Source organism: Roseovarius halotolerans (genome assembly GCF_900172255.1).
In the GTDB taxonomy this organism is placed as follows: domain Bacteria; phylum Pseudomonadota; class Alphaproteobacteria; order Rhodobacterales; family Rhodobacteraceae; genus Roseovarius; species Roseovarius halotolerans.
On record NZ_FWFU01000004.1, the window covers coordinates 120,778 to 146,736 of the forward strand.

Consider the following 25,959-nt stretch of genomic DNA (forward strand, 5'->3'; position numbering starts at 1 on the left):
GTTCATCAGGCCGCGTCGGCAGCCATCTTCTCTGCTTTGGCCTTCACGTCGTCGATGCCGCCGACCATGTAGAAGGCACCTTCGGGCAGGTGGTCATACTCGCCCGCGACAACCGCCTTGAACGACGCGATCGTGTCGTCCAGCGGCACCTGGATGCCGTCCGAACCGGTGAACACCTTCGCCACGTCGAAGGGCTGGCTCAGGAAGCGCTGGATCTTGCGGGCGCGCGACACGGTCAGCTTGTCCTCTTCGCTCAGTTCGTCCATCCCCAGAATGGCGATGATGTCCTGAAGCGACTTGTAGCGTTGCAGGATGCCCTGCACGTCGCGGGCCACCTGGTAGTGCTCCTCGCCGACGATGGACGGGTCCATCAGGCGCGAGGTCGAGTCGAGCGGGTCCACGGCCGGGTAGATGCCCAGCTCCGAAATCGCGCGGCTCAGAACCGTGGTGGCGTCGAGGTGGGCAAAGGTCGTGGCCGGGGCCGGGTCGGTCAGGTCGTCCGCGGGAACATAGACGGCCTGGATCGAGGTGATCGAGCCCTGCTTGGTCGAGGTGATCCGCTCCTGCATCTGGCCCATGTCGGTGGCCAGCGTCGGCTGATAGCCCACGGCCGAAGGAATACGGCCCAGCAGCGCCGACACTTCCGAACCCGCCTGGGTAAAGCGGAAGATGTTGTCGACGAAGAACAGAACGTCGGTGCCCGACTGGTCGCGGAACTGCTCGGCCAGCGTGAGGCCGGTCAGGGCAACACGGGCGCGCGCTCCCGGCGGCTCGTTCATCTGGCCATAGACCAGCGCAACCTGGCTCTCTTCCAGATTGTCTGGCTTGATGACGTTGGATTCGATCATCTCGTGGTAAAGGTCGTTGCCCTCACGGGTCCGCTCACCCACACCGGCGAAAACCGAGTAGCCCGAGTGCACCTTGGCGATGTTGTTGATCAGTTCCATGATCAGAACCGTCTTGCCCACGCCGGCGCCGCCGAACAGGCCGATCTTGCCGCCCTTGGCGTAGGGTGCCAGCAGGTCGATCACCTTGATGCCGGTGACCAGCACCTCGGATTCGGTCGACTGCTCGGAGAATTCCGGTGCCGGCTGGTGGATCGAGCGCATTTCCTTGGCCTTGATCGGCGCGCCCTCGTCGACGGGTTCGCCCACCACGTTCAGGATGCGCCCCAGCGTGACATCGCCCACGGGAACCGTGATCGGGCCGCCGGTGTCTTTCACTTCCTGCCCGCGCACGAGGCCCTCGGTCGCGTCCATCGCGATGGTGCGCACGGTGTTCTCACCCAGGTGCTGCGCCACTTCCAGAACCAGCCGCTTGCCGTTGTTGTCGGTCTCAAGGGCGTTCAGGATCTCGGGCAGGTGATCGCCGAACTGAACGTCCACCACGGCGCCGATCACCTGCGTGATTGTGCCTTTTGCTTGTGCCATGTCTCGTGTCTCCGGTCTCGGTTAGAGCGCCTCGGCGCCCGAAATGATTTCAATAAGCTCGTTGGTGATGACGGCCTGACGCGAACGGTTGTATTCGATCGTCAGCTTGTCGATCATCTCGCCGGCGTTGCGGGTGGCGTTGTCCATCGCCGACATCCGCGCGCCCTGCTCCGAAGCGCCGTTCTCCAGCAGCGCGCTGAAGATCGCCGTCGCCACGCCGCGCGGCAGAAGATCGGCCAGGATGGCCTCCTCGTCCGGCTCGTAATCGTAGACGACACCGGCCTCGGGCGCATCGGCGGCGGCATCCTCGTCCACCTGGAACGGGATCACCTGCTGCATGGTCGGGATCTGGCTGACCACATTCTCGAACCGCGAGAAGAAGATCTTGGCCACATCGAACTCGCCCGCATCGAACCGGCCGAGAACCTCCGCCGCGATCGCCTGCGCATCGCTGTAGCTCAGGTGCTTCACATCGCTCAGGTCGACATGGTGGACAAAATGCTTGCCGAAGTCGCGCTTCAGCGAATCCCGGCCCTTCTTGCCCACGGTGATGATCTTCACCGTCTTGCCCTTGGCCAGCAGCTCGTTGGCCTCGGCGCGGGCTTTCTTTGCGATATTGGCGTTGAAGCCACCGCACAGACCCCGCTCGGCGGTCATCACGACCAGCAGATGCACGTCATCGGCGCCGGTGCCCCGCAGCAGGCGGGGGGCGCTGTCGCTGTCCCCGACCGATGCGGCCAGCTTGCCCATGACGGCATTGAACCGCTCGGTATAGGGACGCGACTGCTCCGCCGCGTCCTGCGCCCGACGCAATTTCGCCGCGGCCACCATCTGCATGGCCTTGGTGATCTTGCGGGTCGATTTGACCGACGCGATCCTGTTTTTCAGGTCCTTGAGATTCGGCATTGCCTTATCTCCCCCTTAAGCGAAGTCGGTGGCGAATTCGTCCAGCGCAGCCTTGATCTTGTCTTCGGCCTCGCCCTTCACCTTGGGATCTTCCTTGGTGATGAAGTCCAGCAGATCCTGGTGCTTGCCGCGCAGGTGGTTCAGCAGGCCCTGTTCGAAACGCCCGACCTGATCGACACCGATCTTGTCGAGGTAACCATGCGTGCCCGCATAGATCACGCAGACGATCTCGGCATTGGTCAGCGGCGAGTATTGCGGCTGCTTCATCAGCTCGGTCAGGCGCGCGCCGCGGTTCAGCAACTGCTGAGTAGCGGCATCGAGGTCCGAACCGAACTGGGCGAAGGCCGCCATCTCGCGATACTGCGCCAGTTCCAGCTTGACCGGGCCGGCGACCGATTTCATCGCATTGGTCTGCGCCGACGAACCCACGCGGCTCACCGACAGGCCGGTGTTCACGGCCGGGCGGATGCCCTGGTAGAACAGTTCGGTCTCGAGGAAGATCTGACCGTCGGTGATCGAGATCACGTTGGTCGGAATGAATGCCGACACGTCGCCGCCCTGGGTTTCGATGATCGGCAGAGCCGTCAGCGAACCAGAACCGTTATCCTCGTTCAGCTTGGCCGAACGCTCCAGCAGGCGAGAGTGAAGATAGAACACGTCACCCGGATAGGCTTCGCGGCCGGGCGGGCGGCGCAGCAGCAGCGACATCTGGCGATAGGCCACGGCCTGTTTGGACAGATCGTCGTAAACGATCAGCGCATGACGGCCATTGTCGCGGAAATGCTCGGCCATCGCAGTGGCGGCATAAGGCGCAAGGAACTGCATCGGCGCGGGGTCCGAGGCGGTTGCGGCGACGACGATGGAATATTCGATGGCGCCGGATTCTTCCAGCTTCTTCACCAGCTGCGCCACGGTCGAACGCTTCTGGCCGATGGCGACATAGACGCAGTAGAGCTTCTTGCTCTCGTCGTCGCCGGCGGCATCGTTATAGGATTTCTGGTTCAGGATCGTGTCCAGCGCCACGGCGGTCTTGCCGGTCTGGCGGTCGCCGATGATCAGCTCGCGCTGGCCACGGCCGATCGGGATCATGGCGTCGACCGATTTCAGGCCGGTGGCCATCGGCTCGTGAACCGATTTGCGCGGGATGATGCCCGGCGCTTTCACATCGGCCAGGCCGCGGGTCTTGGTCTTGATCGGGCCCTTGCCGTCCAGCGGGTTGCCCAGGCCGTCCACGACGCGCCCGAGAAGCTCGTCACCGATCGGAACGTCCACGATCGACTTGGTGCGCTTCACCGTGTCGCCCTCGCCGATCTCGCGGTCCGAGCCGAAAATCACGATACCGACGTTGTCGGTCTCGAGGTTCAGCGCCATGCCCATGACACCACCGGGGAATTCGACCAGCTCGCCGGCCTGAACATTGTCCAGACCGTGCACGCGCGCGATCCCGTCACCCACCGAAAGAACCCGGCCCACTTCGGCCACTTCGGCCTCTTGGCCGAAATTCTTGATCTGGTCCTTCAGGATCGCAGAAATCTCTGCAGCTTGGATACCCATTTATCCGACCTCTTTCATTGCATTCTGGAGGGAATCGAGGCGCGAACGGATCGAGGTATCGATCATCTTCGAGCCCACCTTGACGACAAGACCGCCGATGAGACTCTCATCGACGGTCGCATTGATCTTGACAGTCTTGCCGACGCGCGCCTTGAGCGTCTTCGCCAGCTTGTCGGATTGTGCCTTGGTCAGCGCCTTTGCGCTGGTCACGTCGGCGGTCACTTCGCCCTTGTGATCGGCAATCATGGCGCGCAGCTGCTTCAGAAGCTGCGGCAGCACGAACAGGCGGCGCTTGGAGGCCATCACGGCCAGGCCGTTGGACATGGCCGGTTCAAGCCCCATCTTTGCGGCCAGCGCCTCCATCACCTTGCCCTGGTCTGCACGCGACAGGACCGGCGATGCAATCACCTCGCGCAGTTCGCTGCTCTCATCGAGGGCGGCGGACAGGTCGGCGATGTTGGATTCCAGTTTGGCCAGAGATTTGCTTTCCGTCGCAATCTCGAAAATGGCGGTGGCATAGCGCTCGGCAATGCCGGATGAGATCGAAGCTGGTTCGGACACGTCCACCCTTCCGATTTTCTGGCCCCGGTCTTGACGCAGAGGTATCATCTGCTGCCGGGGGCGTTGACAGGCGTTGAAGATTTTCAAAGCACCGAAATTCGGCAGGGGTGTAGCAGAGCCTTGCGCACCTAGCAAGCTGCACGCAAAGCGATGTATACCATTGAATACCGCTTGTTTTCAATGACTTGCCCCAAGTGCGACCGTTTGCGCGCATTTTCCCGAATTAAAAAGTTATGATTTTCCCTTCATTTGGCGATTCCTTGACGCGTTTGTCGCGCAAATGCCGCTTGCGGACGTTAACGCTATCAGCGCGGCGCCGGGCTTTGCGGTGCCACGCCAAGGGTGTATCGCAGGGGCGGGCGCAACCTTGGGCGCCTCTTTTGCGGGCGCGCTCATGAAGCATCCATATGCCATTCTGTTAACCCTTTTCGTGGCGCTGCTGATCGGCTGGGGTACGCTTTCGCCGCCGGGTGCGCCCGGCCCGGCGCTGCCGCTGACCGACAAGCAGATCCACGCGCTCGCCTTCGCGCTCCTCGTCCTCCCGCTCGGCTGGCTGCGCCCAAGCGCCGCACTCTGGTTCGCGCCGCTGGCGCTGGCCTATGGCGGCGCGATCGAACTGATCCAGCCCTCGGTCGGGCGCAGCGCCGAATGGGGCGACTTTCTCGCTGACGCCATCGGCATCGCCCTCGGCCTCCTCCCCGGCCAGCTCCGCGCGCGGCTGGGCTGAGGGACGGCATGGGCCGAACATCCGGCCTCGTCAGCAGGATTCGAGACAGGATCGCGCCCCTCGATCACCCGCAAGAAACCAATTTGTACGGAATTTCGCGCCGCACCCCCGAATCCCGTACAAAACCGCCGTACAAAACGGGCGTTTCGTACAGTCCTCAGACCGGCTTCGCCTCGGGTTTGGGCTTCAGGACATCCAGGGGTTTGCGCACCGTTTCGCGCAGCCCCGGCCCCAGCGGCGCATGGACCCGCTTCGTCGCCTCGACCATCAGGACACCCCCCGACAGCACCATCGACAAGCGACCGCCCAGCTTCTCCCACATGCCCGCCGTCTTGCGCCAGAACCGCCGCTCCGAGGGGGGCTGATACAGGGTCGTGGCATGTTTGAGCGGCATGAAACCGTGTAATTTCAACTGGTTCTCAAGTTGCGATTGGCTATAGGGGCGGCCATATCCGAATGGCGTGCGGTCCGAGCGCGACCACAGTCCCGCACGGTTGGGCACCACGAAAAGCGCCGATCCCCCCGGCCCCAGCACCCGCCAGCACTCCTCCAGCAACGCCCCCGGATTCTCGCTGGTTTCCAGCCCGTGCATCACCAGCAGCTTGTCCACATGACCCGTTTCCAGCGGCCAGATCGTCTCCTCGCACAGCACCGAAACACTCGGCCCGCCCTGCGGCCACCCGATAACCCCTTGAGGTGCAGGCATTAATCCGATCACCCGGCGTGATTCCTCAAGGTAGGGCCGCAGGAACGGTACCGCGAATCCGAACCCCACCACCGTCTGCCCCTGTGCCTCGGGCCAGAAACGGAGCACCTCTATGCGCACGGCCTTCTGCGCCGCACGCCCCAACTGGCTGCGATAATAGAAGTTGCGAAGGTCCTGCACATCGAGATGCATTGCAGCCGGGCCTATGATCGGTCAGTCTCGACGCTAACATTAACCGGCAATCGGGAAAATACCATGACTCTTCAGATCGAGACCATTCCCTGCCTTTCGGACAATTACGCCTACCTGGCGCATGACCCCGACACAGGCCAGACAGCCGCGGTGGATGTCCCCGAGGCGCAACCGATCCTCGAGATACTGGAGGAAAGGGACTGGACTCTCAGCCATGTCCTGATCACCCATCACCACGCCGATCATGTGCAAGGCCTCGACGAACTGCTGGAAAACGCACATGCAAAGGTCATCGGCGCCGCCGCCGACGCGCACCGCCTGCCGCCGCTCGACATCGCGGTGCAGGAAGGCGACAGCATCATCATCGGCAACGCCACCGGCCATGTCATCGAGGTGCCGGGCCACACGGTCGGCCACATCGCCTTCCATTTTCCCGAAAGCGAAACGGTCTTCTCTGCCGACAGCCTGATGGCGCTTGGCTGCGGGCGGGTGTTCGAGGGCACGATGGAACAGATGTGGGACAGCCTGTGCAAGCTCGCCGCCCTGCCGCCCGCCACCACCGTCTGTTCGGGCCATGAATACACCCAGGCCAACGCGAAATTCGCGCTGACTATTGATCCTGACAATGCCGCGCTTACATCCCGTGCAGCGGCAGTGGACGCGGCCCGCGAAAAGGGCCACCCCACGGTCCCGTCCAAATTGTCCGAGGAACTGGCAACGAACCCCTTCCTGCGCGCCACCGACCCGGCGATACAAGCGCTTCTGGGTATGACCGGTGCCGACCCTGCCGAGGTTTTCGCCGAAATCCGCAAGCGCAAGGACGCGTTCTGATCGCCCATCTGCAACATTTGCAATCCCACGGAACGAAAAGTGACCGCCCGGAGCCAGAAAAAACTTGAAGACCGGGTGATATAGACCAAACTTTAAACCTATCAGGCCACGGTCGGTGGCTCAGGCCCCGACCCAGATCAGCAAGGAGCACGACGTGCCTTCATTTTCGACCACGCTGGAACAGGCAATCCATGCGGCGCTGGCCCTGGCCAACGCCCGGCAGCACGAGTTCGCCACGCTGGAGCACCTTCTGCTGGCGTTGATCGACGAACCCGACGCCGCGCGCGTGCTCAAGGCCTGCAGCGTCGACACCGAGGATCTGCGCGGCACGTTGGTGGAATTCATCGACGACGACCTCGCAAATCTCGTCACCGACATCGAAGGCTCCGAAGCCGTGCCGACCGCCGCTTTCCAACGCGTCATCCAGCGCGCGGCGATCCATGTGCAATCCTCCGGCCGCACCGAAGTGACCGGCGCCAATGTTCTCGTCGCCATCTTCGCCGAACGGGAATCGAACGCCGCCTATTTCCTTCAGGAACAGGACATGACCCGCTACGACGCGGTGAATTTCATCGCGCATGGCGTCGCCAAGGATCCTGCCTATGGTGAATCGCGCCCCGTGTCCGGCGCCACCGAATCCGATGGCGACAGCAGCCGTGCCGATACCGAATCCGACGCCGTCGAGGCCGGGGAATCCGCGCTGGCGAAATACTGCGTCGACCTGAACGAAAAGGCGCGCCGCGGCGATATCGACCCGCTGATCGGGCGCGATTCCGAGGTCGAGCGTTGCATCCAGGTGCTCTGCCGCCGCCGCAAGAACAATCCGCTTCTGGTGGGCGATCCCGGCGTCGGCAAGACCGCCATCGCCGAAGGCCTTGCGCACAAGGTCGTCAAGGGTCAGACCCCCGCGGTTCTTTCCAAGACAACGATCTACTCGCTCGATATGGGCGCGCTTCTGGCGGGCACCCGCTATCGCGGCGATTTCGAAGAGCGGCTCAAGGCTGTCGTCAACGAACTGGAGGATCACCCCGACGCGGTCCTCTTCATCGACGAGATCCACACCGTCATCGGTGCCGGCGCCACCTCCGGCGGCGCGATGGATGCCTCCAACCTGCTCAAGCCCGCGCTTCAGGGCGGCAAGCTGCGTTGCATGGGCTCAACCACCTACAAGGAATTCCGCCAGCATTTTGAAAAGGATCGCGCGCTCAGCCGCCGGTTCCAGAAGATCGACGTGGTCGAACCCACGACCGACGACGCGATCAAGATCCTCAAGGGCCTCAAACCCTATTTCGAGGAGCATCACAGCGTCAAATACACCAACGACGCGATCAAGTCGGCGGTCGACCTGTCGGCGCGCTACATCAATGACCGCAAGCTGCCCGACAAGGCGATCGACGTGATCGACGAAGCTGGCGCCGCGCAGCATCTGGTCGCCGCCTCCAAACGCCGCAAGTCCATCGGCGCAAAGGAGATCGAAGCCGTCGTCGCCAAGATCGCCCGCATCCCGCCCAAGAACGTCTCCAAGGACGACGCCGAGGTGCTCAAGGACCTGGAAAAGACCCTCAAGCGCGTCGTGTTCGGGCAGGACACCGCGATCGAGGCCCTCTCGAGCGCGATCAAGCTGGCGCGTGCCGGCCTGCGCGAACCCGAGAAACCCATCGGCAACTACCTCTTCGCGGGCCCCACCGGCGTCGGCAAGACCGAGGTCGCCAAGCAACTGGCCGATTCGCTCGGTGTCGAGCTTCTGCGCTTCGACATGTCCGAGTACATGGAGAAACACGCGGTTTCCCGCCTGATCGGCGCGCCGCCGGGCTATGTCGGCTTCGATCAGGGCGGGCTTCTGACCGACGGTGTCGATCAACACCCGCACTGCGTCCTGCTTCTGGACGAGATCGAAAAGGCGCACCCGGATGTCTACAACATCCTGTTGCAGGTGATGGATCATGGCGCGCTGACCGATCACAACGGTCGGACCGTGGATTTCCGCAATGTCGTGCTGATCATGACCTCGAATGCCGGGGCGACCGAACAGGCCAAGTCGGCCATCGGCTTTGGCCGCGATCGCCGCGAGGGCGAGGATACCGCCGCGATCGAACGCACCTTCACGCCGGAATTCCGCAACCGTCTGGATGCGGTCATTTCCTTCGGCCCGCTTCCCAAGGACGTGATCCTGCAGGTGGTCGAGAAATTCGTCCTCCAACTCGAGGCGCAGTTGATGGATCGCAACGTGACCATCGAACTGACCAAGCCAGCCGCCGAATGGCTGGCCGAAAAGGGCTATGACGACAAGATGGGCGCGCGCCCCCTCGCCCGCGTCATCCAGGAGCACATCAAGAAGCCCCTGGCCGAGGAACTGCTGTTCGGCAAGCTCGCCAAGGGCGGCGTGGTTCAGGTCGGCGTGACCGACGGCAAGATCGACCTGCGCATTGACGGTCCGGACCGCCCCCGCCTCTCGGGCAAGCGGCCCCCGCTTCTGACCGCTGACTGACCATGCGCCGCATCGCTGGCGTGCTTCTGCTCTGGCTTGTGTCGGTCGCCACTCCCTTGGCGGCCGACCAGCCCGAACTTACTCTCCCCGTCGCCTGCGACCTTGGCCGGACATGCTTTATCGAGGATTACGTCGATACCGACCCCAGCGATGGCCAGCGCGACCACGCCTGCGGCATCAAAAGCCGTGACGGGCACCGCGGTACCGATATCGCGCTCCTGTCATTCGAGGCGATGGAACAGGGTGTCAGCGTCCTCGCTGCGGCGCCCGGTGTCGTGGCCGCCACCCGTGACGGCGTTCAGGATCGCGCGATTAGTCCCGACACCCGCGACCAGATCGAAGGGCGTGAATGCGGAAACGCAGTGCGCATCGACCACGGCGGCGGCTGGCAGACCCTCTATTGCCACATGCAGAACGGCAGCATCGCGGTGAAGTCGGGGCAACAGGTGCAGGCCGGAGACGTTCTCGGACTTGTCGGGCTCAGCGGTCTGACCAATGTGCCGCATCTTCATCTGGGCGTGCTGAAGGATGGCGAGGTGGTCGATCCATTCAACCCCGGAAACCGCGACACCTGCGGCGCCGGGGGCAAGGGGCTGTGGCGCGATGCGCCGGGCTATGACCGCGCGGGCCTGTTCACGGCCGGTTTCTCAACCTCCGTGCCCGATCTCGACACCGTCAGTTCCGGCGCCGCCCGCATGCAAGAGGCCACGCCCGACCAGCCGCTGGTTCTTTATGCGCACGTGTTTTATGCCAAGCCGGGCGACACCCTCACCTTCACCGCCCAAGGTCCCGACGGCGAGGTCTTCGCCACCCTGCTGGACCTCGAAGCACCCCAGGCACAGCTGTTTCGCGCCTTCGGACGTCGCGCGCCAGAAACCGGCTGGCCCGAAGGCGCCTATCGCGGCTATGTCGTGCTGCAGCGTGATGGCCGGGTGCTCGCCGCTCGCCATGCCGATATCGGCGTCATTTCCCGGTGAACTTCAACTCGATCCGGCGGTTTTGCGCCCGCGCCTCGGGGGTGTCGGCGGTATTGATCGGCTGATACTGGCCAAATCCGTTGGCCGACAGCCGCTCGGGCGAAAGCCCCAGATTGTCGATCAGGTAGCGCACCACCGACAACGCCCGCGCCTGGCTCAGTTCCCAGTTGTCTTCAAACGCGGCGCCGGGCACGACCGGCACGTCATCGGTATGGCCATCAACCTGCAACACCCAGTCGATCCCCTCGGGGATATCGTCGGTGACGCTGCTGATGATGTCGGCAACCTTGGCGATTTCCCGGCGTCCATCTTCCGACAGCGTCGCCTGTCCGGGCGCGAACAGCACCTCCGAGGAGAACACGAACCTGTCGCCCTCGATCCGCACGCCTTCGCGTGAGCCCAGGACATCCCGCAGCCGTCCGAAAAACTCCGAACGATAGCGCTCGAGATCCTTGTTCTGCTCCTCCAACGCCTTTGCCCTGGCTTCCTCGGCCTCACGGCGCTTGCGTTCCTCGGCCGCAACGCGCGCCAGCGCTGTATTGAGTTCGTTGCCCAAAGACTGAAGCTGCACGTCCTTTGACGCCTCGCGCGCCTTTGCATCGTCCAGAAGCGCCTGCAACTGCCCAAGCTGATCGCGCAACGCCGCCACCTGCCGATTGAGCAGCGTCTGCTGCTTTTGCGCCTCGCTGGCAATGTCCTGCTGCTCGGCCAGCTTGTCTCGCGCCTGCGCCAGAAGCGCCGCGCGCTCCTCGGCTTCGCTCAGGCGCTCTTCGGCCTTCTGTTCGGCATCAAGGCGGGCCGCAAGGGCGGCGGCCAGTTTCGCGCGCACATCCTCAACATCCATCGCCTCGGCCTTGGCGGCCTCTTTCTGCGCAACCATCCGCGCAAGCTGCTCGCGCGCAGCTTCCAACTGGTCGCGCACGCGGGCCAGCTCGGCGGCGGTGCCTTCCTGGCCGCTCTCGGCCTCGTCGACCCGCGCTTCCAGTTCGGCCAGCCTTGCATCCTTGGTCGCAAGGCTTTCCCGTGTCTCGTCGCGTGCCAGGATCGCCGCCGCCAGCTGCGCATTCAGATCCTCCTGCGCCGCCTCGGCGGCGGCCAGCAGGGTCAGGGTTTCCTCGGCCCGCTTGCGCTGCTCTTCCAGGGCAAGGGTCATGGCGCTCAGCTCGGATTCCGAATTCCTCAGCCTTTCGCGTAGCGCCTCGGCGGCAGCCGCCTCAGCAAGGCGCGCCTTTTCCTCTTCGCTGAGCTCGCTTTCCAGCGCCTCCACCCGTGCGCTCAGATCGGCCTCGGCATCTTCCTGCGCCGCGGCCTCGCTGCGCAGATCGGCGACGAGCGCCTCGAGTGCTTCGCGCCGGGCGGCCGCCAGCCGGGCCGCTTCCGCCGAGGCGTCGACCTCGCTGCGCAGATCCGCCAGCGCCAGCTGCAACTGCTCCTGGCGCGACATCAGCTCCTGATTGGTATCCTCCAGATCGGCCACCTGCCCCAACGCCTGATCGCGCTGCGCCAGAAGCCCCGCCACCTGGTCCTCGAAACTGGCCAACCTTGACTGCGCCGCCGACAACGCCTCGTCTTGCGCTGCGCGCTCGGATTGCAGGCTGGCAATCAGCGCCGCCTGCTCCTGCTGGCGCGCACGCGCATTGCCAAGCGTGGTGGTCAGCTCGCCGACCCGTTCGCTCAGCGTCGCGTTGCGGTCCTGTTCAAGCCCCAGAGCCTGCGCCAGCGCCGCCACCTCCGCAGACAGCTCATCCAACTCGCTGTTCTGTCCGCTGATCGTTTCGCGCAGCACGAACTGCACCATCATGAAGATCGTCAGCACGAACATCAGCACCAGCAGCAACCCGGTCATCGCATCCACGAATCCCGGCCAGATCGAGGCCTGGAAACGCGCACCTGTGCGCCGGGAAAGCGCCATCGCCTAGCTCTCCCGCCCGTCGTCTGGACCCGGCGCAAGAGATTGACCCGCGCCGCGCCCGCGCTGCTGCCCGCGCAACTGGTTGAAAACCCGTGTCAGCGCCGCAAGATCGGTGCGCAGCTCGGTCATGGTTTCCTGCCGCCCGGCGCTGATCTCCTCGAGGATGCGCAGCATCTGCACGTCGATTGAGCGCAGCCGCATGCGGCTTTCCGCATCCATCCCCTCGCCGCCATGCTGGGCGCTTTCCTCCATCAGGTGGATCATCCGTTCCTGCCCGTCGGCCAACCGGTTCAGCGCCGATGTCACCGGGTTGGTGTCGCTCATCCGATGCGTCAGGCGCTCGATCGAATCCGCCAGCACACCCAGCTTTTCATCGACCATTGCCCGGCTCACATCCGACTGGGTCAGCACCATCTGCAGATTGTCCATCTGCTCGGCCATCTGATCCAGCACACCGGCCATCGCGCCGCTATCGCCGCCGCCCTCGCCATCCCCGGCCGAGAACCCGACCCGCGTGATCGTCGACATCCACTCCTCGAGTTCGCGGTAGAACCGGTTCTGACCGTGGCCGGCGAAAAGCTCGAGCAAACCCACGACAAGCGAGCCCGCAAGGCCCAGAAGCGACGATGCAAAGGCCACGCCCATCCCGCCAAGCTGCGCCTCAAGCCCCGTCATCAGACGATTGAACACATCCACGCCGCCTTCGCCCTCCTGGGGGGCAAGGCTGCGGATGGTGTCCACCACCGCAGGGACCGTGGTGGCCAAACCATAGAACGTGCCGAGAAGGCCAAGGAAAATCAGCAGGTTGACGATATACCGCGTGATCTCTCGGGCTTCGTCGATCCGCTGCGCAACGGAATCCAGGATCGAGCGGGCCGAGGTCGAAGCGATCTGCATCCGCTTGCCCCTCTGGCGCAGCAAGGTCGCCAGCGGCGCCAACAATTGCGGCGCCTTGACCATTTCGTGCCCCGGATGCTGAGCCGCAAAACCCTCGATCCAGCGCACCGAGCCGATCAGCTGGAACACCTGCCAGAAACAGGCGATCACGCCGATAAAAAAGACGAACATGATGAACCCGTTCAGAAACGGGTTCGCCTCGAAGACGGGCATCACACTGGGCAGCGCAAGAAAGGCGCCCGCCCCGGTCAGGCCAAGCACGATAAGCATCAGAACGATCTGACGCACGGGGCGTGAAAAATGCGGCTCGACCTCGCGGTCCGGCTGGTCCATCTGGACGGCTCCCGGCTCTGTTTCTCGTTGTGCCAACCCTACGCCCCCGGCGCGGGCAAGCCAAGGATTTATGCGGTCAGCGCGCGCACGCGCCGCGCCAGCCAGTCAAGTTCCCGGTCGGTGATACCCAATTCGCCCAGATGCGCGGCGGTATTGAACAGATATTCGGTATTCGGCCCCCGCCCGCCGACCGCCCGCGCGATGATACGCGCCTGCTCTTCGAGGTCCAGGCCGCCGCAATACTGAACATGGTCGGGATCGATCACATAGGTCACCGCCTCGACCTTGCGGCCATCGGCCAACGCAACATGCAGCATCTTTTCCAGATAGGCCGAGGAAATCAACTCGCGCTCGCGCAGATAGGCCAACACGTCGTCCTGCTCGTGGCTGGCCACCGACAGCGCGACACCGTTGCACTGCGCCCCCTCCAGCGCATCGAGCGCCAACACGAGGCCGGGCTCATCCTCTGTCCCGCGATGATGGATCGAACGCATGCAGAAGCTGCGGTGATAGCCGGGCAGCGTGGCGATCACCCGTTCCTGCGCCTCGAAACCGGGATTCCAAAGCAGCGACCCGTAGCCGAAGACCCACATCGTCATTATTGCTGTTCCTCTCGCTTTTGACGCCTTAAACACCATCGGGAAACCGCATGAAAGGGGCCGGAATGCTCAGGCTGCTGCTGACTGTCATCGTGATCGCCGCCGCGGCGTGGTCGGGATATTGGTATGTCGGCGCAACCAGCCTCGAATCCGCTTTCTCGAACTGGTTCGAGGAGCGCCGCGCCGAAGGCTGGGTCGCCGATTACACCAGCCTAAAGGTGCAGGGCTATCCCAACCGGCTGGATACGGTCGCAACCGGGCTTGCCATGGCCGATCCAGGCACCGGGCTGGCATGGGAGGCGCCGCAATTCGAAATCAACGCGCTCAGCTACCAGCCCAATCACGTGATCGCCGTCTGGCCCGGACAGCAGCTTCTGGCGACGCCGCAAGAGAAATATCACCTCTCCAGCGACGACATGCGCGCAAGCCTCGTGATTGCGCCGGACACGACGCTTCAGGTCGAACGCACCGCGCTGACCGCCGAAAGCCTCGAAATCCGCCCCGCTTCGGGTAAAGGCAGCACCGCGCTCCAGTCGCTCCGGCTGGCGGCCGAGCATGTGCCGATGGCCGATGCCGCAACCTACCGTCTGGGCTTGGCCGCCGAAGGGTTCTCGCCCTCGCTTGGCTGGCGCGACCTCGTTGATCCGAACGGCACCCTGCCCGACAGGTTCGACGCCCTGAGCGCCGACCTGACGGTGGAGTTCGACAAACCCTGGGACCGCAGCGCGATCGAGATCGCCCGCCCTCAGCCCCAGATGATCCACCTGCGCCTCGCGGAGGCCCGCTGGGGGCGGCTGGAACTTCAGGCGGCGGGCGAAGTGAGTGTGGACAGCGCCGGACAGCCAACCGGCGAAATCACCATCAAGGCCCGCAACTGGCGTGAAATTCTCGAGCTTGCGGTGAACGCGGGCGCGATCCCACCGGGGCTGGCCGGGACGCTGCGCGACGGGCTGTCGCTGATTTCCGGGATGGCGGGCAATCCCAAGACGCTCGACATTCCCCTTGGGCTCAGGGGCGGACGGATCATGCTGGGGCCGGTTCCGATTGGCCCTGCGCCGGTGTTGCGCCTGCGTTGAGGGCGGCGCAAAACAGGGGGCCTTGCCCCCTCGGCCTGCGGCCTCACCCCCAGGATACTTGAAAACAGAAGAAGGTCGGGGGCTTAGCGGCAATAAGGCCCATAGCCGTGTTCGGCAGTGTCGAAATGGAAATGGTCGCGGTGATGGACATCCGACTCCGGGCCAAGCACCGTGCCGAAAGGGCCACATGCCGAGGAGTGGAGCTTGCGCAGCACGCGGCCTTTCTTGCCATTGTCCCAGTCATTGAGAACCGAGATTTCCGAACCGTCCCTGAGCTGGATCGCGGCGATGTCGATGGCCTTGCCCTTGGCATGTTCGGACAGGCGTGCGCCGGGGCGATGATTGCGCGTGCGGCAGGCGTAATGCGCCGCGACCCTCAGGCCGCTCACGCCGCCGCCCATCTTGCCGACGGCCGGGGTCATGTCCCGGGAAACCCAGTGTCTGAGTGTGCGCGCCGTGTTGCATTCCATCACCGATGGCTGGCTGAGCACGATCCCGCCCACCGAGCGCACGCTGACCGCACTCACCACGCCGCAGCCGCCTGGTCCCGGCAACTGGCCGACGACTTCGCCCTTGATCGTGGGGTCGCCGCAAACCGATCCGCGGCTCGAGACGACCGGATCGTCGGCGCCACCCGGCAACAGCGAACAGCCCATCAGGACCAGAGGGAGAAGCAGAACGTTGCGCATGAACTCATCCTTTCTTGACGCGCCCGAAATCGGGGGCATCGGTATCCTGACCCGCCTCGATGATACCGCGCCGGATGGCACGGGTGCGAGTGAAATACTCCAGCAGGTGATCGCCGTCCCCGGTGCGGATCGCGCGCTGCAGCGCGAAAAGCTCCTCGGTGAAGCGCCCGAGGATCTCCAGTGTGGCGTCCTTGTTGTTGAGGAACACGTCGCGCCACATGGTCGGATCACTGGCGGCGATGCGCGTGAAATCGCGAAATCCGGCGGCGGAATACTTGATGACCTCGCTGTCGGTCACCCGGCGCAGGTCATCGGCCACGCCCACCATCGTGTAGGCGATCAGATGCGGCGCGTGGCTGGTCACCGCCAGCACGAGGTCGTGATGCTCGGCGTCCATCTCATCGGTCTGCGCGCCCATCCCCTGCCAGAGCGACTCGACACGCGCCACGGCGTCACGATCGCTGCCTTCGACCGGCACGATCAGGCACCAGCGGTTGTCGAAGAGTTCAGCAAACCCCGCGCGCGGGCCGGAATGCTCGGTGCCCGCAAGCGGGTGGGCGGGCACGAAATGCGCATGGTCGGGCAGATGCGGGGCGACCGCCTCGATCACCGCCTTCTTGACCGAGCCCACATCGCTGACCGTCGCGCCGGGCTTGAGCGCCGGGGCGATCTGCACCGCCACCTCGCTCATCGCGCCAACCGGCACGCAGAGCACAACCAGATCCGCGCCCTCCACCGCTTCGGCGGCGCTCTCGCAGACCCGGTCGCAAAGACCGATCTCGCGGGCGGTGGCGCGGGTCTCGGGCGAGCGGGCGTAGCCCGTCACCTCACCGGCCAGCCCCCCGCGCCGGATGGCCCAGAACATCGACGAGGCGATCAGCCCCAGCCCGATCAGCGCCACACGGTCATAGAGCTGCGCCATCACTCATCCCCCATGAACTGCCCCACCGCATGCGCCACGCGGCGGCAACTGGGTTCGTCGCCGACGGTGATGCGCAGGCAATTGGGCAGCTTGTAGCCCGCCACCCGCCGCACGATCAGCCCTTCGGAGCGCAGGAAGGTATCGCAGGCCTCGGCCTCGGCCTGGCTCGAAAACCGCGCCAGGATGAAATTCGCCATCGAGGTATCCGACACCACTCCGTGTCCCGCCAGCGCCTCGGCCAGCCAGGCGCGCAGCCGGGTGTTGTCGTTGCGGCATTTCTCGGTCCAGGCGGTATCGCCGATCGCCGCCTCGGCCGCCACCAACGCCGCTTGGCTCAGGTTGAAGGGGCCGCGCACACGGTTGAGCACGCCGATCACGTGATCCGGCCCATAGCCCCAGCCCACACGCAGCGCGCCAAGACCGTAGAGCTTGGAAAAGGTGCGCGTCATGAAGACATTGTCGCGCGCGTCTACCAACCGCGCACCACCATCGTATCCTTCGACATATTCGGCGTAGGCGCCATCGATCACCAGCAGCGCCTGTTCCGGCAGGCCCGCGGCCAGCCGGGTCAGTTCCCCTTCTCCGATCATCGTGCCGGTCGGGTTGTTGGGATTGGCGATGAACACCAGCTTCGTGCGCTCGCTGCACGCGGCCAGGATCGCATCCACATCCGTCACCCGTTCGCGCTCGCTCACCTCGACAGGGGTGGCGCCGTTGGCCAGCGCACCGATCTTGTAAAGCGCGAAACCGTGCTCGGTGTGGATCACCTCGTCACCCGGGCCGGCATAGGCCTGGCACAGAAAGGCGATGATCTCATCGCTGCCCGCGCCGCAGATCACGCGCGCCGGGTCAAGGCCATGCTTCTCGCCGATCGCTTCGCGCAGGGCGCGATGGTCGCTCGACGGGTAGCGATGCAAATCAAAGGCCACTTTGCGAAACGCCTCCTTGGCGGCTTCGCTCGCGCCGAACGGGTTCTCGTTCGAACTGAGCTTCACGACATTGGAAACGCCGTCCACATGGCTGGCGCCACCTTCGTATAGCTCGATGTCCAAAATGCCGGGCTGTGGTATGATCTTCGTCATGCTCAGGTCTCCTTGACCGGTCTTCTAACTTTGCCCATTTACCTTGACCAGCGCCAAAAGGCATTTGCCTGCCAGGGTCGGCCCGTGTGGCCACACAGCCGCACGAGCACGAGGGGATAAAATAGAAAAGGCCGCGGCGGGGGTCCCGTCGCGGCCTTCCAGCGAATATTTCAGAACACTTAGTTCTGCGCGTAGAATTCGATGACGAGGTTGGGTTCCATGATCACCGGATAGGGCACATCGCTCAGTCCCGGTGTGCGCACGAAGGTGGCGACCATCTTGGAATGGTCGGCATCGATGTAGTCGGGCACGTCGCGCTCGGGAAGCTGCGAAGCCTCCAGCAGGGCGGCCATCTGCTTGGACCGGTCACGCACCTCGATCACGTCGCCTTCCTTGACGCGGTAGGAGGGGATGTTGACCTTCTTGCCGTTCACGCGGACATGGCCGTGGTTCACGAACTGGCGCGCAGCGAACATGGTCGGCACGAACTTGGCGCGATAGACGACGGCGTCCAGGCGACGCTCCAGCAATCCAACCAGAAGCTCGCCGGTATCGCCGCGCAGACGCTCGGCTTCACGGAAGATGCGGCGGAACTGTTTTTCCGTCAGGTCGCCGTAATAGCCCTTCAGCTTCTGCTTGGCGCGCAGCTGCAGACCGAAGTCGGACATCTTGCCCTTGCGGCGCTGACCGTGCTGGCCGGGGCCGTATTCGCGGCGGTTGACGGGTGATTTCGGACGGCCCCAGATGTTTTCGCCCATCCGGCGGTCGATTTTGTACTTGGCAGCAGTTCTTTTTGTCATCTGCTGATCTCCTTCGTTTCAGGTTTCGAAGGGCGTTGTCCTCTCTTCGGATTTGGCCGAAGTGACAGGCATCCCCTTGCGAGGGCCACCAACACCAATGAAGGCGCGCTTATACCTGCGCGCGCAGCGGAGTCAACCGCTCTTCAGAAATTGCCTGCAAAGGCGCCCTTTACGCGGCCTCATGCATCAGCAACGCCGCCTCGGACCCGCTCAGCTTGCGCCGTGCGAACCGGCCGTAGCGCTCCGGCTCGTGCTCCAGCCTCGGCTCGATACACAGCAGGCGGCGGCGATCCTCGGGGTCCAGCGTCGACAGCATGGCGCTGGCGGGATGGAAACTCTCGGTCTCGATGCCATTGGCCCACAGGATCTGATGACTGGGCAGAAGCAGATGAATATAGGTCACCTCGCGCATGTTGAGGTCAACCGCGATGGTGCCGTTGTTCACCAGGTCCTTGGCAGCAACCAGAACCTCGGGCGTATTGAACAGCGCCCGCGCCACCTGACCGCTGATCAGCATCCGGTGCTCGGGCGAAACCAGCAGTTCCTCGTCCGGCCGCTCGACGCCAAGCGCCCCGGTGCGAATCCGTACCGGCCGCAGATAGGGCATCGCGAACAGCCTTGCGCCGCTCATCCGGCGGCTGCCGATCCATTGGATGTCCTGGGCACCGTTATCCTTGGTCTGCACCCGGTCGCCTTCGCGCAGTTCCTCGACAAGCCGTGGTCCTTCAGGCGTGGCGATACGTGTGCCAGGTGTGAAACAGATCACGCCACCGGCATCGGGATTGTCACCCGGCGTCCGGTAGAGCCCCTCCATCGTGTGATGCACCACCCACATCTCCGTATTTGCGGGCGGAACCTGATCGAGGAACATCAAAAGCGGCGGCGCGCCCGTGCCCACTTCGATCACGGTTACCGTATAGCTCTGCGCCCCATCGGTGACGACGAAACCGCAATCCATCAGCGGCTCTTCGACTTCGACCTTGTTGATGTCCATGATGTTGGCTTGCGCCGCGCCCACCAGACGCCGCACCAGCCGTGTCGCTCGTTTGCGACAGTTGATTGCCCCGTTTGCCCCTTCAAGGCGCAGCGACTCGTTGGGTCCGTCCACCCGCACCATATCGCCTCGCCAGGACCATGCGGCCCCGACCGAAAGCGCATGAAGCGGGGCGGCGTCCAAACCGTCCACTTCCGTCTGCGACCAGGAGATGACAAACGCGCCACGAAAGCCCGTCTTCATTGCCTGTATGCCTGCCTCTTTTATTTTTTATTAGGAGCAGGTTAGCAGACACGAATCATCCTGGGAAGCCCTGTCAAATGTTTCGTCTGAAAAATTGCAAGCCTCGTCGCGCCAATCCCACAGGACAGCCGGCGTCGGCTGAACTCCGCACAGAGACGCAGGTCGCGTAAGCAAGTCTTCGCCGCCCCACCCGCTCGCCCGATCTTTGCTGTGAAAACGACCAGATTTCGCCACGATTGCGGGCGTATTTGGACACAGCAGCCAAGCCTGTCGCGGTCCGGTTTCCGGACATGTGTCAGGCGCCAGCGGCTCGGATGGCGGTATGACCTCGCATTCAACTTGTGCCGCCAACGCCGGGACCACCGTGGGGCCGGTGGCACCGAGGAAGATCAAGACTGGGCGGTCCCTCCGGGCCGGTTCGCCGGTCCTTCGACTCAGAGATCTTCGGGGGCGCGCATATTGCGCGCCCTTTCGCCTTTGCGGCTCCTTGGCGTCTGCGGCTAACCGATAACGACACCGACGCGATACCGACGAGATGCAGACGCGATACCGAAGTGATTTTTTATGGCTTTCAAAGACCTACCTGAAACCCACGCTCAGAGCGTCCGGCACCAGACCTGCAAGTCATGCGCCGTCTCATCGGGCTGATCCACGTCCTTCCACCGAAACGACGCGACCGCCCCCGCAAGCGGCACATATCCGCGCTTGCGCCAGAAGGGATCAAGTGACTGATATTGCGCGGGTTTCATGGGGTGATCGTCGGGTCGCACCACCGCGCAGAAGGCCGCATGACGCCGTTTCATGGCGCGTGCATGCGCCTCCCTCGCGTCGAAAAACGCATGCCCGATCCCCTGCCCCCGGTAAGCGGGCAGCAGAACGCTCTCGGCGCAATAAAAAACGTCTTTCATATCAATATCTTGCCCATCAAACGCCGCCCTAAAGTCATCAGCATGATCCTCCAGGGGCGTCCCCGTCGCCGCCCCGATCAACCGCGTCCCATCAAACGCCCCCACCAGGATCGCGTCATCACTGTCGCGGTAGGTCTGCAGGTAGTGTTCCTCATAGGTCTCATCCCCATCATATAGATAGGGCCATGCGTGAAACACTTCGATCCGCAGCCGCGCAACATCCTCAAGCGCCGCCGCCAGCACCTCGCCGGTCAGTCGCTCGACACGGATCATCCTCTGACCTGACGGATCCAGTCAGCCAGGTTGTAATAGGTCACAACCCGCGTTATCTGCCCGTTTTTCAAAGAGAAAAATGACCCTGCCGGCAAGCGGTAGGTCTGTCCCGCTGCCTCCGGCAGGCCTTCATCGGTGACAAGATAGGTTCCATTCACCACGAACTCAGCCGCCGCCCGCGTCCCATCCTCGGCGTCGAAGATGACAATATCGGTCAGATTCTCGCTGTAACAGCGGTTCATATGCGCGCAGAACTCTCCAAACGCCGCCTTGCCAACACGCACCTGCCCCTCGTTGACATGGTGCGCCACGTCATCGCTGAGACATGCCAGCATTCCGGCCACATCGCCTGCATTGAAGGCGTCGAAATACGCCTTGACTGTTGAATTCATTCGCTTTCTCCCGGCTCGCCCCACCGACCCTTCAGATGCGAGACGATCTGATCGCGCGTCTGCCGGTAAGCGTCCAGCTTCGCTTCGCGCGTCTCGGCCAGACCCGTCGGGTCCATGATCGGCCAATAGATCACATCAAGATGAAAGACCCGCGTCAGTTCCAGGGCCTTGCGCTGACTGGCGGGACTGAGCGCCACGATCAGATCGAAGGACGACAGATCGTCCCCCCACTGCTCCATCTCGTCGAAACTGCGCGTGCGGTGGCGCCCCAGTTCCACCCCGATCTCGTCGCAGACGGTGATCGAGAACCCATCGATCTCCATGTCGCTTTTGACACCAGCGGACTGGACGTAAACACTTGCGCCATATAACTTTTTCATGATGCCCTCGGCCATGGGCGAGCGCACCGCGTTGTGGTCGCAGCAAAAGAGCACCGACTGAGGAAGCTCTTCAGCCATCCGCACTCAGCCCCCGAAATGCAGCACGCAGATCAGCGTGAACAGCCGGCGGGCGGTGTCGCTGTCGACATCCGCCTTGCCTTCGAGCCGCTCTTCCAGAATCCGTGCACCTTCGTTGTGGATACCGCGACGCGCCATGTCGATCGTCTCGATCTGGGCGGGCGGCAGGTTTTTCACAGCGTCGAAATAGCTTTCGCAGATCTGCCAGTAATCCTTGACCACCTGCCGGAACGGGCTGAGCGAAAGATGAAACTCCGCTGCCGGCTCATCGGACTCGGTGCGGATATCGAACACCAGCCGTTTTTCGCGGATCGACAACCCCACGCGATACGGCCCCTCGGGCGCGGCCCGGTCGCCGCGCCCCGGCAGGGCAAAGGCGTTTTCCTCGATCAGGTCGAACATGGCGACCTTGCGCTCCTGTTCGATTTCCGGCGTGGGCGGCGGCAGGTTGGCGTCATCCAACTCGATATGACAGATACGCGACATTGATCTAATGCTCGTTCAGGTGATTGAGACGCGCGGTGACCGACAGGCCATGCGCCTCGAGACTTTCGGAAGTGGCCAGCGTCTCGGCGGCGGGGCCGATGGCACGCAGGGCCGCGGGTGTCATACGGGCCATTGTGGTCCGTTTGAGAAAATCCAGAACGCTCAGACCCGACGAGAACCGCGCCGAACGCGCCGTTGGCAGCACGTGGTTCGGCCCGCCCACATAATCTCCGATCGCCTCGGGCGTCCACGCTCCCATGAAAATCGCGCCGGCATGCTTGATCTTGTCGGCCAGCATCTCGGCATCGGCAACGCATAGTTCCAGGTGCTCGGGAGCGATGCAATTGGCCAGTTCAGCGGCACGATCCATATCCGGGACGGTGATGATCGCGCCGAAATCGCGCCAGCTTGCGCCAGCGATCTCGCGGCGTTCCAGCGTGTGCAAATAGCGGTCAATCGCCGCCTCGACAGCCTTGGCCATTGCTGGATCATCGGTGATCAGGATCGACTGCGCGCTTTCGTCATGTTCGGCCTGACTCAGCATATCAAGCGCGATCCAGTCGGGATTGTTGTCGCGATCGGCGATCACCAGGATCTCGGAGGGACCGGCAATCATGTCGATCCCGACGCGCCCGAAAACGCGGCGCTTGGCGGCGGCGACATAGGCATTGCCGGGTCCGGTGATCTTGTCGACCGGGGCGACGCTCTGCGTGCCATAGGCCAACGCGGCAATCGCCTGCGCGCCGCCAATGCGGTATATCTCGTCAACACCGGCCAGCCGGGCTGCCAACAGGACCAGCGGATTGGCCTGCCCGTCCGGCGTGGGCACCGTGATCGCAAGGCGTTCGACCCCGGCGACCTTGGCGGGAATGGCGTTCATCAGAACCGATGACGGATATGAGGCCAGCCCGCCAGGCACATAGAGACCCGCGGCGCCCACCGGCGTCCAACGCCAGCCAAGCGTCGCGCCCGCCTCGTCGGTCCAACTGGCGTCCTCGGGGATCTGACGCTCGTGATAGGCGCGGATGCGGTCTGCTGCGATCTGCAGCGCCTCGCGTTCGTGCGCGGACACCTCGCCTATCAGCGCATCGATCTCTGCCGTCGAAAAGCGCATCGTTTCAGGCGTCAGATCCAGCCGGTCGAACCGCGCCGTCAACTCCAGCACCGCCGCATCGCCGCGTGCGCGCACGTCGGCAATGATCGCCGCTACGGTCGCGTCGACATCGGGCGAATCCTCGCGCTTGGCGCCCAGAAGCGCGGTGAACTGGGTTTTAAAATCCGCGCCTGCGGCATCGAGATAAACCGGCATCTCACATCTCCTTGCAGATGCTTAGTGCGAACCACGCCGTGCGACAAGGCGCGAGGCCCCGCCGACAGCCCCGGGATCTACGTTTCGTGGCGCGGAATACTGCGTGAAGGTGCACGATATGGCCGCGTGACATCCTTCAGCGTCAACTCCAGCGCCTCGATCTCGAGGCGGATCGCCCCGTCGCCCGCAAGCGTCAGGATCACCTGCCCCGCACCTTCCTCGCCGGGTTCAAAGCCGATCGTCAGCAAGGACAGAACCGTATCGCGGTCGCCACGATCAATTCCAAGACTGGACACGCGCAGCACGTTGTCGACCACCAACAGCGACTGGACACGCTCGGGGTCATGACGGTCGATCCCGCGATCTTCCCACCGGAAACGATTGAGCAGCAACGCAAAACGCCGCTCGGCGGGCCGCCATGTCATTTCGGTTATCGGAAACACCGCATCCTGCACAAGCGACGCGATAACCTGAAGGTCATCGGGATCAAGCGCGCCCAGATTCAGCGGGCTTTCCGCGCCATCCTCGAATCTTGCGTCATCGCTCACTGTCCCGACACCCGTTCAATTCTTGCGCCCACATTGCCCAGTTTCTCCTCGACACTCTCATATCCGCGATCAAGGTGATAGACCCGGTTCACGATGGTCTCACCCTCGGCGGCAAGCCCAGCCAAGATCAACGAGACACTGGCGCGCAGATCGGTCGCCATCACCGGCGCCCCTTTCAACCGCTCGACACCGGTTACCGTGGCAGTGCCGCCATGTACGTCGATGTGCGCACCCATGCGCATCAGTTCCGGCGCATGCATGAACCGGTTCTCGAAGATCTTTTCTTCTAGCACACTCGTCCCGTCGGCGGTGCACATCAACGCCATCATCTGCGCCTGAAGGTCAGTCGGGAAACCGGGGAAAGGCTCGGTCGTGACATCGACGGATTTCACACGCCCGTTCTTGCGGCTGACCTTGATGCCCTTGTCGGTCTCGCTCACGTCAATCCCTGCCGCGTCGAGCTTCTCGCAGAATGCTCCGACAAGGTTGATCCGACCGCCCAGGCATTCGACCTCGCCACCACAGATCGCCGGGGCCAGCATGTAGGTCCCGAGTTCGATCCGGTCGGCCACGACCGGGTGGGTGGCCCCGCCCAGCCGATCGACACCCTGGATCGTGATCGTGCCGGTGCCGTCACCTTCGATCTGGGCACCCATGCGGCGCAGGCAGTCGGCCAGATCGACAATCTCGGGTTCGCGCGCGGCGTTCTTGAGAACCGTGGTGCCCTTTGCCAGCGTGGCGGCCATCAACGCGTTCTCGGTCGCGCCGACCGACACCAGCGGAAAATCGACCGTGCCGCCCTTGAGGCCGTTCGGCGCCTTGGCGTGGACATAGCCTTCCTTCAGCTCCAGTTCCGCGCCCATGGCTTCCAGGGCGCGCAGGTGCAGATCGACCGGCCGCGCCCCGATGGCGCATCCACCGGGCAGCGACACCACGGCATGACCGTCACGCGCCAGCATCGGCCCCAGCACAAGGATGGACGCGCGCATCTTGCGCACGATGTCGTAGTCGGCAACATGGCTCGAGAGCGCATGGCTGGACATGACCAGAACCTTGCCGTCCTGCAATTGCGATACCTCGGCACCAAGCGATTCAAGCAGCGCCGACATGGTCTTTATGTCGCTCAGCCGTGGCGCGTTGGTCAGGGTCAGCGGCTCGTCGCTCAGAAGCGTCGCCGGCATCAGCGTGAGACAGGCGTTCTTGGCCCCGGCGATCGGGATCTGGCCTTTAAGCGGGCCATTGCCCGTAACGATTATGGAGTCCATCTGCTCTAGTCCTTGTCCTCGGGCTTGCCTGCCGCCGCGTCGCCCGACCGGGCACGCATCTGCGCCTTACGCCGAGCAAGGTTGGCCTTCAAGGCTGACTTGAGCCGATCCTCGCGGCTTTGCGCCGCTTTGTCGGCCTTCTTTTGGGGGTCTTTGCTGTTCATTCTCCCTGTCTATAGCAGGGCTTGAAAAGCGTCCAGATTCGGCTTGCGCCGATCCCAATTAGCGTCTAAGCAGCGCGCCACAATGTGCTGCTGTAGCTCAGTGGTAGAGCGCACCCTTGGTAAGGGTGAGGTCGGGAGTTCAATCCTCCCCAGCAGCACCATTCCCCTACCCTCCGGCGACATGGCGCTTACGCGACTGAAAGTCCCCCTTTCACCGCTTGCGGTGGCGAACTATAA

Annotated in this window: 26 protein-coding genes and 1 tRNA gene; 6 read left to right on the forward strand and 21 right to left on the reverse strand. The window is 63.6% G+C overall.

Features of this window, described 5'->3' with window-relative positions; genetic code table 11:
- Positions 1-5: 5 nt before the first annotated feature.
- From atpD to ROH8110_RS15385, 4 genes are read right to left on the reverse strand one after another with little or no spacing between them, the layout of a single operon-like run.
- Positions 6-1,430, reverse strand: coding sequence for a F0F1 ATP synthase subunit beta (gene atpD, locus ROH8110_RS15370; protein ID WP_085818646.1), 1,425 nt, complete (start codon positions 1,428-1,430; stop codon positions 6-8).
- A gap of 21 nt (positions 1,431-1,451) precedes the next feature.
- Positions 1,452-2,336: a F0F1 ATP synthase subunit gamma gene (locus tag ROH8110_RS15375; RefSeq protein ID WP_085818647.1), complete on the reverse strand. Its 885-nt coding sequence runs from the start codon at positions 2,334-2,336 to the stop codon at positions 1,452-1,454.
- A gap of 15 nt (positions 2,337-2,351) precedes the next feature.
- Positions 2,352-3,890 carry a F0F1 ATP synthase subunit alpha gene (gene atpA / locus ROH8110_RS15380; protein ID WP_085818648.1) on the reverse strand — a complete coding sequence of 513 codons (1,539 nt, stop codon included), beginning with the start codon at positions 3,888-3,890 and terminating at the stop codon, positions 2,352-2,354.
- Positions 3,891-4,451, reverse strand: a complete 561-nt coding sequence (locus tag ROH8110_RS15385) for a F0F1 ATP synthase subunit delta (RefSeq protein WP_085819042.1) — start codon at positions 4,449-4,451, stop codon at positions 3,891-3,893.
- A 394-nt stretch (positions 4,452-4,845) separates the two neighbouring features.
- Between ROH8110_RS15385 and ROH8110_RS18755 the strand changes: the two genes are divergently transcribed.
- Positions 4,846-5,178, forward strand: coding sequence for a VanZ family protein (locus ROH8110_RS18755; protein ID WP_085818649.1), 333 nt, complete (start codon positions 4,846-4,848; stop codon positions 5,176-5,178).
- Positions 5,179-5,335: 157 nt separating this feature from the next.
- Here the strand turns inward: ROH8110_RS18755 and ROH8110_RS15395 are convergent, their stop codons facing one another.
- A complete protein-coding gene (locus ROH8110_RS15395) occupies positions 5,336-6,076 on the reverse strand; it encodes a methyltransferase domain-containing protein (RefSeq protein ID WP_085818650.1) in 741 nt (246 codons plus the stop codon).
- A gap of 63 nt (positions 6,077-6,139) precedes the next feature.
- Between ROH8110_RS15395 and gloB the strand changes: the two genes are divergently transcribed.
- The 3 genes from gloB to ROH8110_RS15410 all read left to right on the forward strand — a co-directional run bounded on the left by gloB (position 6,140) and on the right by ROH8110_RS15410 (position 10,372).
- Entirely contained in the window at positions 6,140-6,907 is a 768-nt protein-coding gene (gene gloB / locus ROH8110_RS15400; RefSeq protein ID WP_085818651.1) for a hydroxyacylglutathione hydrolase, read from the forward strand.
- Between the two features lie 154 nt (positions 6,908-7,061).
- Complete coding sequence (clpA, locus tag ROH8110_RS15405; protein ID WP_085819043.1) at positions 7,062-9,395, forward strand: ATP-dependent Clp protease ATP-binding subunit ClpA; 2,334 nt, start codon at positions 7,062-7,064, stop codon at positions 9,393-9,395.
- Positions 9,396-9,397: 2 nt separating this feature from the next.
- Positions 9,398-10,372 (forward strand): M23 family metallopeptidase, encoded by a 975-nt coding sequence (locus ROH8110_RS15410; protein WP_085818652.1) that lies wholly within the window; start codon positions 9,398-9,400, stop codon positions 10,370-10,372.
- Here ROH8110_RS15410 and ROH8110_RS15415 read toward each other — a convergent pair.
- From ROH8110_RS15415 to ROH8110_RS15425, 3 genes are all read right to left on the reverse strand, one after another.
- Positions 10,359-12,284: a peptidoglycan -binding protein gene (locus tag ROH8110_RS15415; RefSeq protein ID WP_085818653.1), complete on the reverse strand. Its 1,926-nt coding sequence runs from the start codon at positions 12,282-12,284 to the stop codon at positions 10,359-10,361. The two genes, ROH8110_RS15410 and ROH8110_RS15415, sit on opposite strands and share 14 nt — an antisense overlap.
- 3 nt (positions 12,285-12,287) lie before the next feature.
- A complete protein-coding gene (locus ROH8110_RS15420; protein ID WP_085818654.1) occupies positions 12,288-13,514 on the reverse strand; it encodes a biopolymer transporter ExbB in 1,227 nt (408 codons plus the stop codon).
- 68 nt (positions 13,515-13,582) lie between these two features.
- Positions 13,583-14,113 (reverse strand): gamma-glutamylcyclotransferase, encoded by a 531-nt coding sequence (locus tag ROH8110_RS15425; protein ID WP_170156529.1) that lies wholly within the window; start codon positions 14,111-14,113, stop codon positions 13,583-13,585.
- A 65-nt stretch (positions 14,114-14,178) separates the two neighbouring features.
- On the opposite strand from ROH8110_RS15425, the gene ROH8110_RS15430 reads away from it, so the two are divergent.
- Positions 14,179-15,189, forward strand: a complete 1,011-nt coding sequence (locus tag ROH8110_RS15430) for a DUF2125 domain-containing protein (RefSeq protein WP_085819044.1) — start codon at positions 14,179-14,181, stop codon at positions 15,187-15,189.
- An 83-nt stretch (positions 15,190-15,272) separates the two neighbouring features.
- Here the strand turns inward: ROH8110_RS15430 and ROH8110_RS15435 are convergent, their stop codons facing one another.
- The 13 genes from ROH8110_RS15435 to ROH8110_RS18760 form a co-directional block, all read right to left on the reverse strand.
- Positions 15,273-15,878, reverse strand: coding sequence for an extensin-like domain-containing protein (locus ROH8110_RS15435; RefSeq protein ID WP_085818656.1), 606 nt, complete (start codon positions 15,876-15,878; stop codon positions 15,273-15,275).
- Between the two features lie 4 nt (positions 15,879-15,882).
- A complete protein-coding gene (locus ROH8110_RS15440) occupies positions 15,883-16,800 on the reverse strand; it encodes a prephenate/arogenate dehydrogenase family protein (protein WP_085818657.1) in 918 nt (305 codons plus the stop codon).
- A complete protein-coding gene (gene hisC / locus ROH8110_RS15445; protein ID WP_085818658.1) occupies positions 16,800-17,882 on the reverse strand; it encodes a histidinol-phosphate transaminase in 1,083 nt (360 codons plus the stop codon). The genes ROH8110_RS15440 and hisC overlap by 1 nt, the downstream gene beginning before the upstream one ends.
- Positions 17,883-18,061: 179 nt before the next feature.
- A complete protein-coding gene (gene rpsD / locus ROH8110_RS15450) occupies positions 18,062-18,682 on the reverse strand; it encodes a 30S ribosomal protein S4 (protein WP_085818659.1) in 621 nt (206 codons plus the stop codon).
- Positions 18,683-18,851: 169 nt separating this feature from the next.
- Complete coding sequence (locus ROH8110_RS15455) at positions 18,852-19,919, reverse strand: Hint domain-containing protein (RefSeq protein ID WP_085818660.1); 1,068 nt, start codon at positions 19,917-19,919, stop codon at positions 18,852-18,854.
- A gap of 596 nt (positions 19,920-20,515) precedes the next feature.
- Positions 20,516-21,100, reverse strand: coding sequence for a GNAT family N-acetyltransferase (locus ROH8110_RS15460; protein WP_085818661.1), 585 nt, complete (start codon positions 21,098-21,100; stop codon positions 20,516-20,518).
- Complete coding sequence (locus tag ROH8110_RS15465) at positions 21,097-21,492, reverse strand: ketosteroid isomerase-related protein (RefSeq protein ID WP_085818662.1); 396 nt, start codon at positions 21,490-21,492, stop codon at positions 21,097-21,099. Before ROH8110_RS15465 ends, ROH8110_RS15460 begins: the two co-directional genes overlap by 4 nt.
- Positions 21,489-21,950 (reverse strand): arsenate-mycothiol transferase ArsC, encoded by a 462-nt coding sequence (locus ROH8110_RS15470; RefSeq protein WP_085818663.1) that lies wholly within the window; start codon positions 21,948-21,950, stop codon positions 21,489-21,491. Before ROH8110_RS15470 ends, ROH8110_RS15465 begins: the two co-directional genes overlap by 4 nt.
- Before the next feature lie 6 nt (positions 21,951-21,956).
- Positions 21,957-22,436, reverse strand: a complete 480-nt coding sequence (locus tag ROH8110_RS15475) for a UPF0262 family protein (protein WP_085818664.1) — start codon at positions 22,434-22,436, stop codon at positions 21,957-21,959.
- Between the two features lie 4 nt (positions 22,437-22,440).
- A complete protein-coding gene (gene hisD, locus ROH8110_RS15480) occupies positions 22,441-23,745 on the reverse strand; it encodes a histidinol dehydrogenase (protein WP_085818665.1) in 1,305 nt (434 codons plus the stop codon).
- A gap of 77 nt (positions 23,746-23,822) precedes the next feature.
- Positions 23,823-24,293 (reverse strand): DUF2948 family protein, encoded by a 471-nt coding sequence (locus ROH8110_RS15485; protein WP_085818666.1) that lies wholly within the window; start codon positions 24,291-24,293, stop codon positions 23,823-23,825.
- Positions 24,290-25,558, reverse strand: coding sequence for a UDP-N-acetylglucosamine 1-carboxyvinyltransferase (gene murA / locus ROH8110_RS15490; protein ID WP_085818667.1), 1,269 nt, complete (start codon positions 25,556-25,558; stop codon positions 24,290-24,292). Before murA ends, ROH8110_RS15485 begins: the two co-directional genes overlap by 4 nt.
- A gap of 5 nt (positions 25,559-25,563) precedes the next feature.
- Positions 25,564-25,722, reverse strand: coding sequence for a hypothetical protein (locus ROH8110_RS18760; protein WP_170156527.1), 159 nt, complete (start codon positions 25,720-25,722; stop codon positions 25,564-25,566).
- A gap of 86 nt (positions 25,723-25,808) precedes the next feature.
- Here ROH8110_RS18760 and ROH8110_RS15495 point away from each other — a divergent pair.
- Positions 25,809-25,883, forward strand: a tRNA-Thr gene (locus ROH8110_RS15495).
- Positions 25,884-25,959 lie beyond the last annotated feature (76 nt).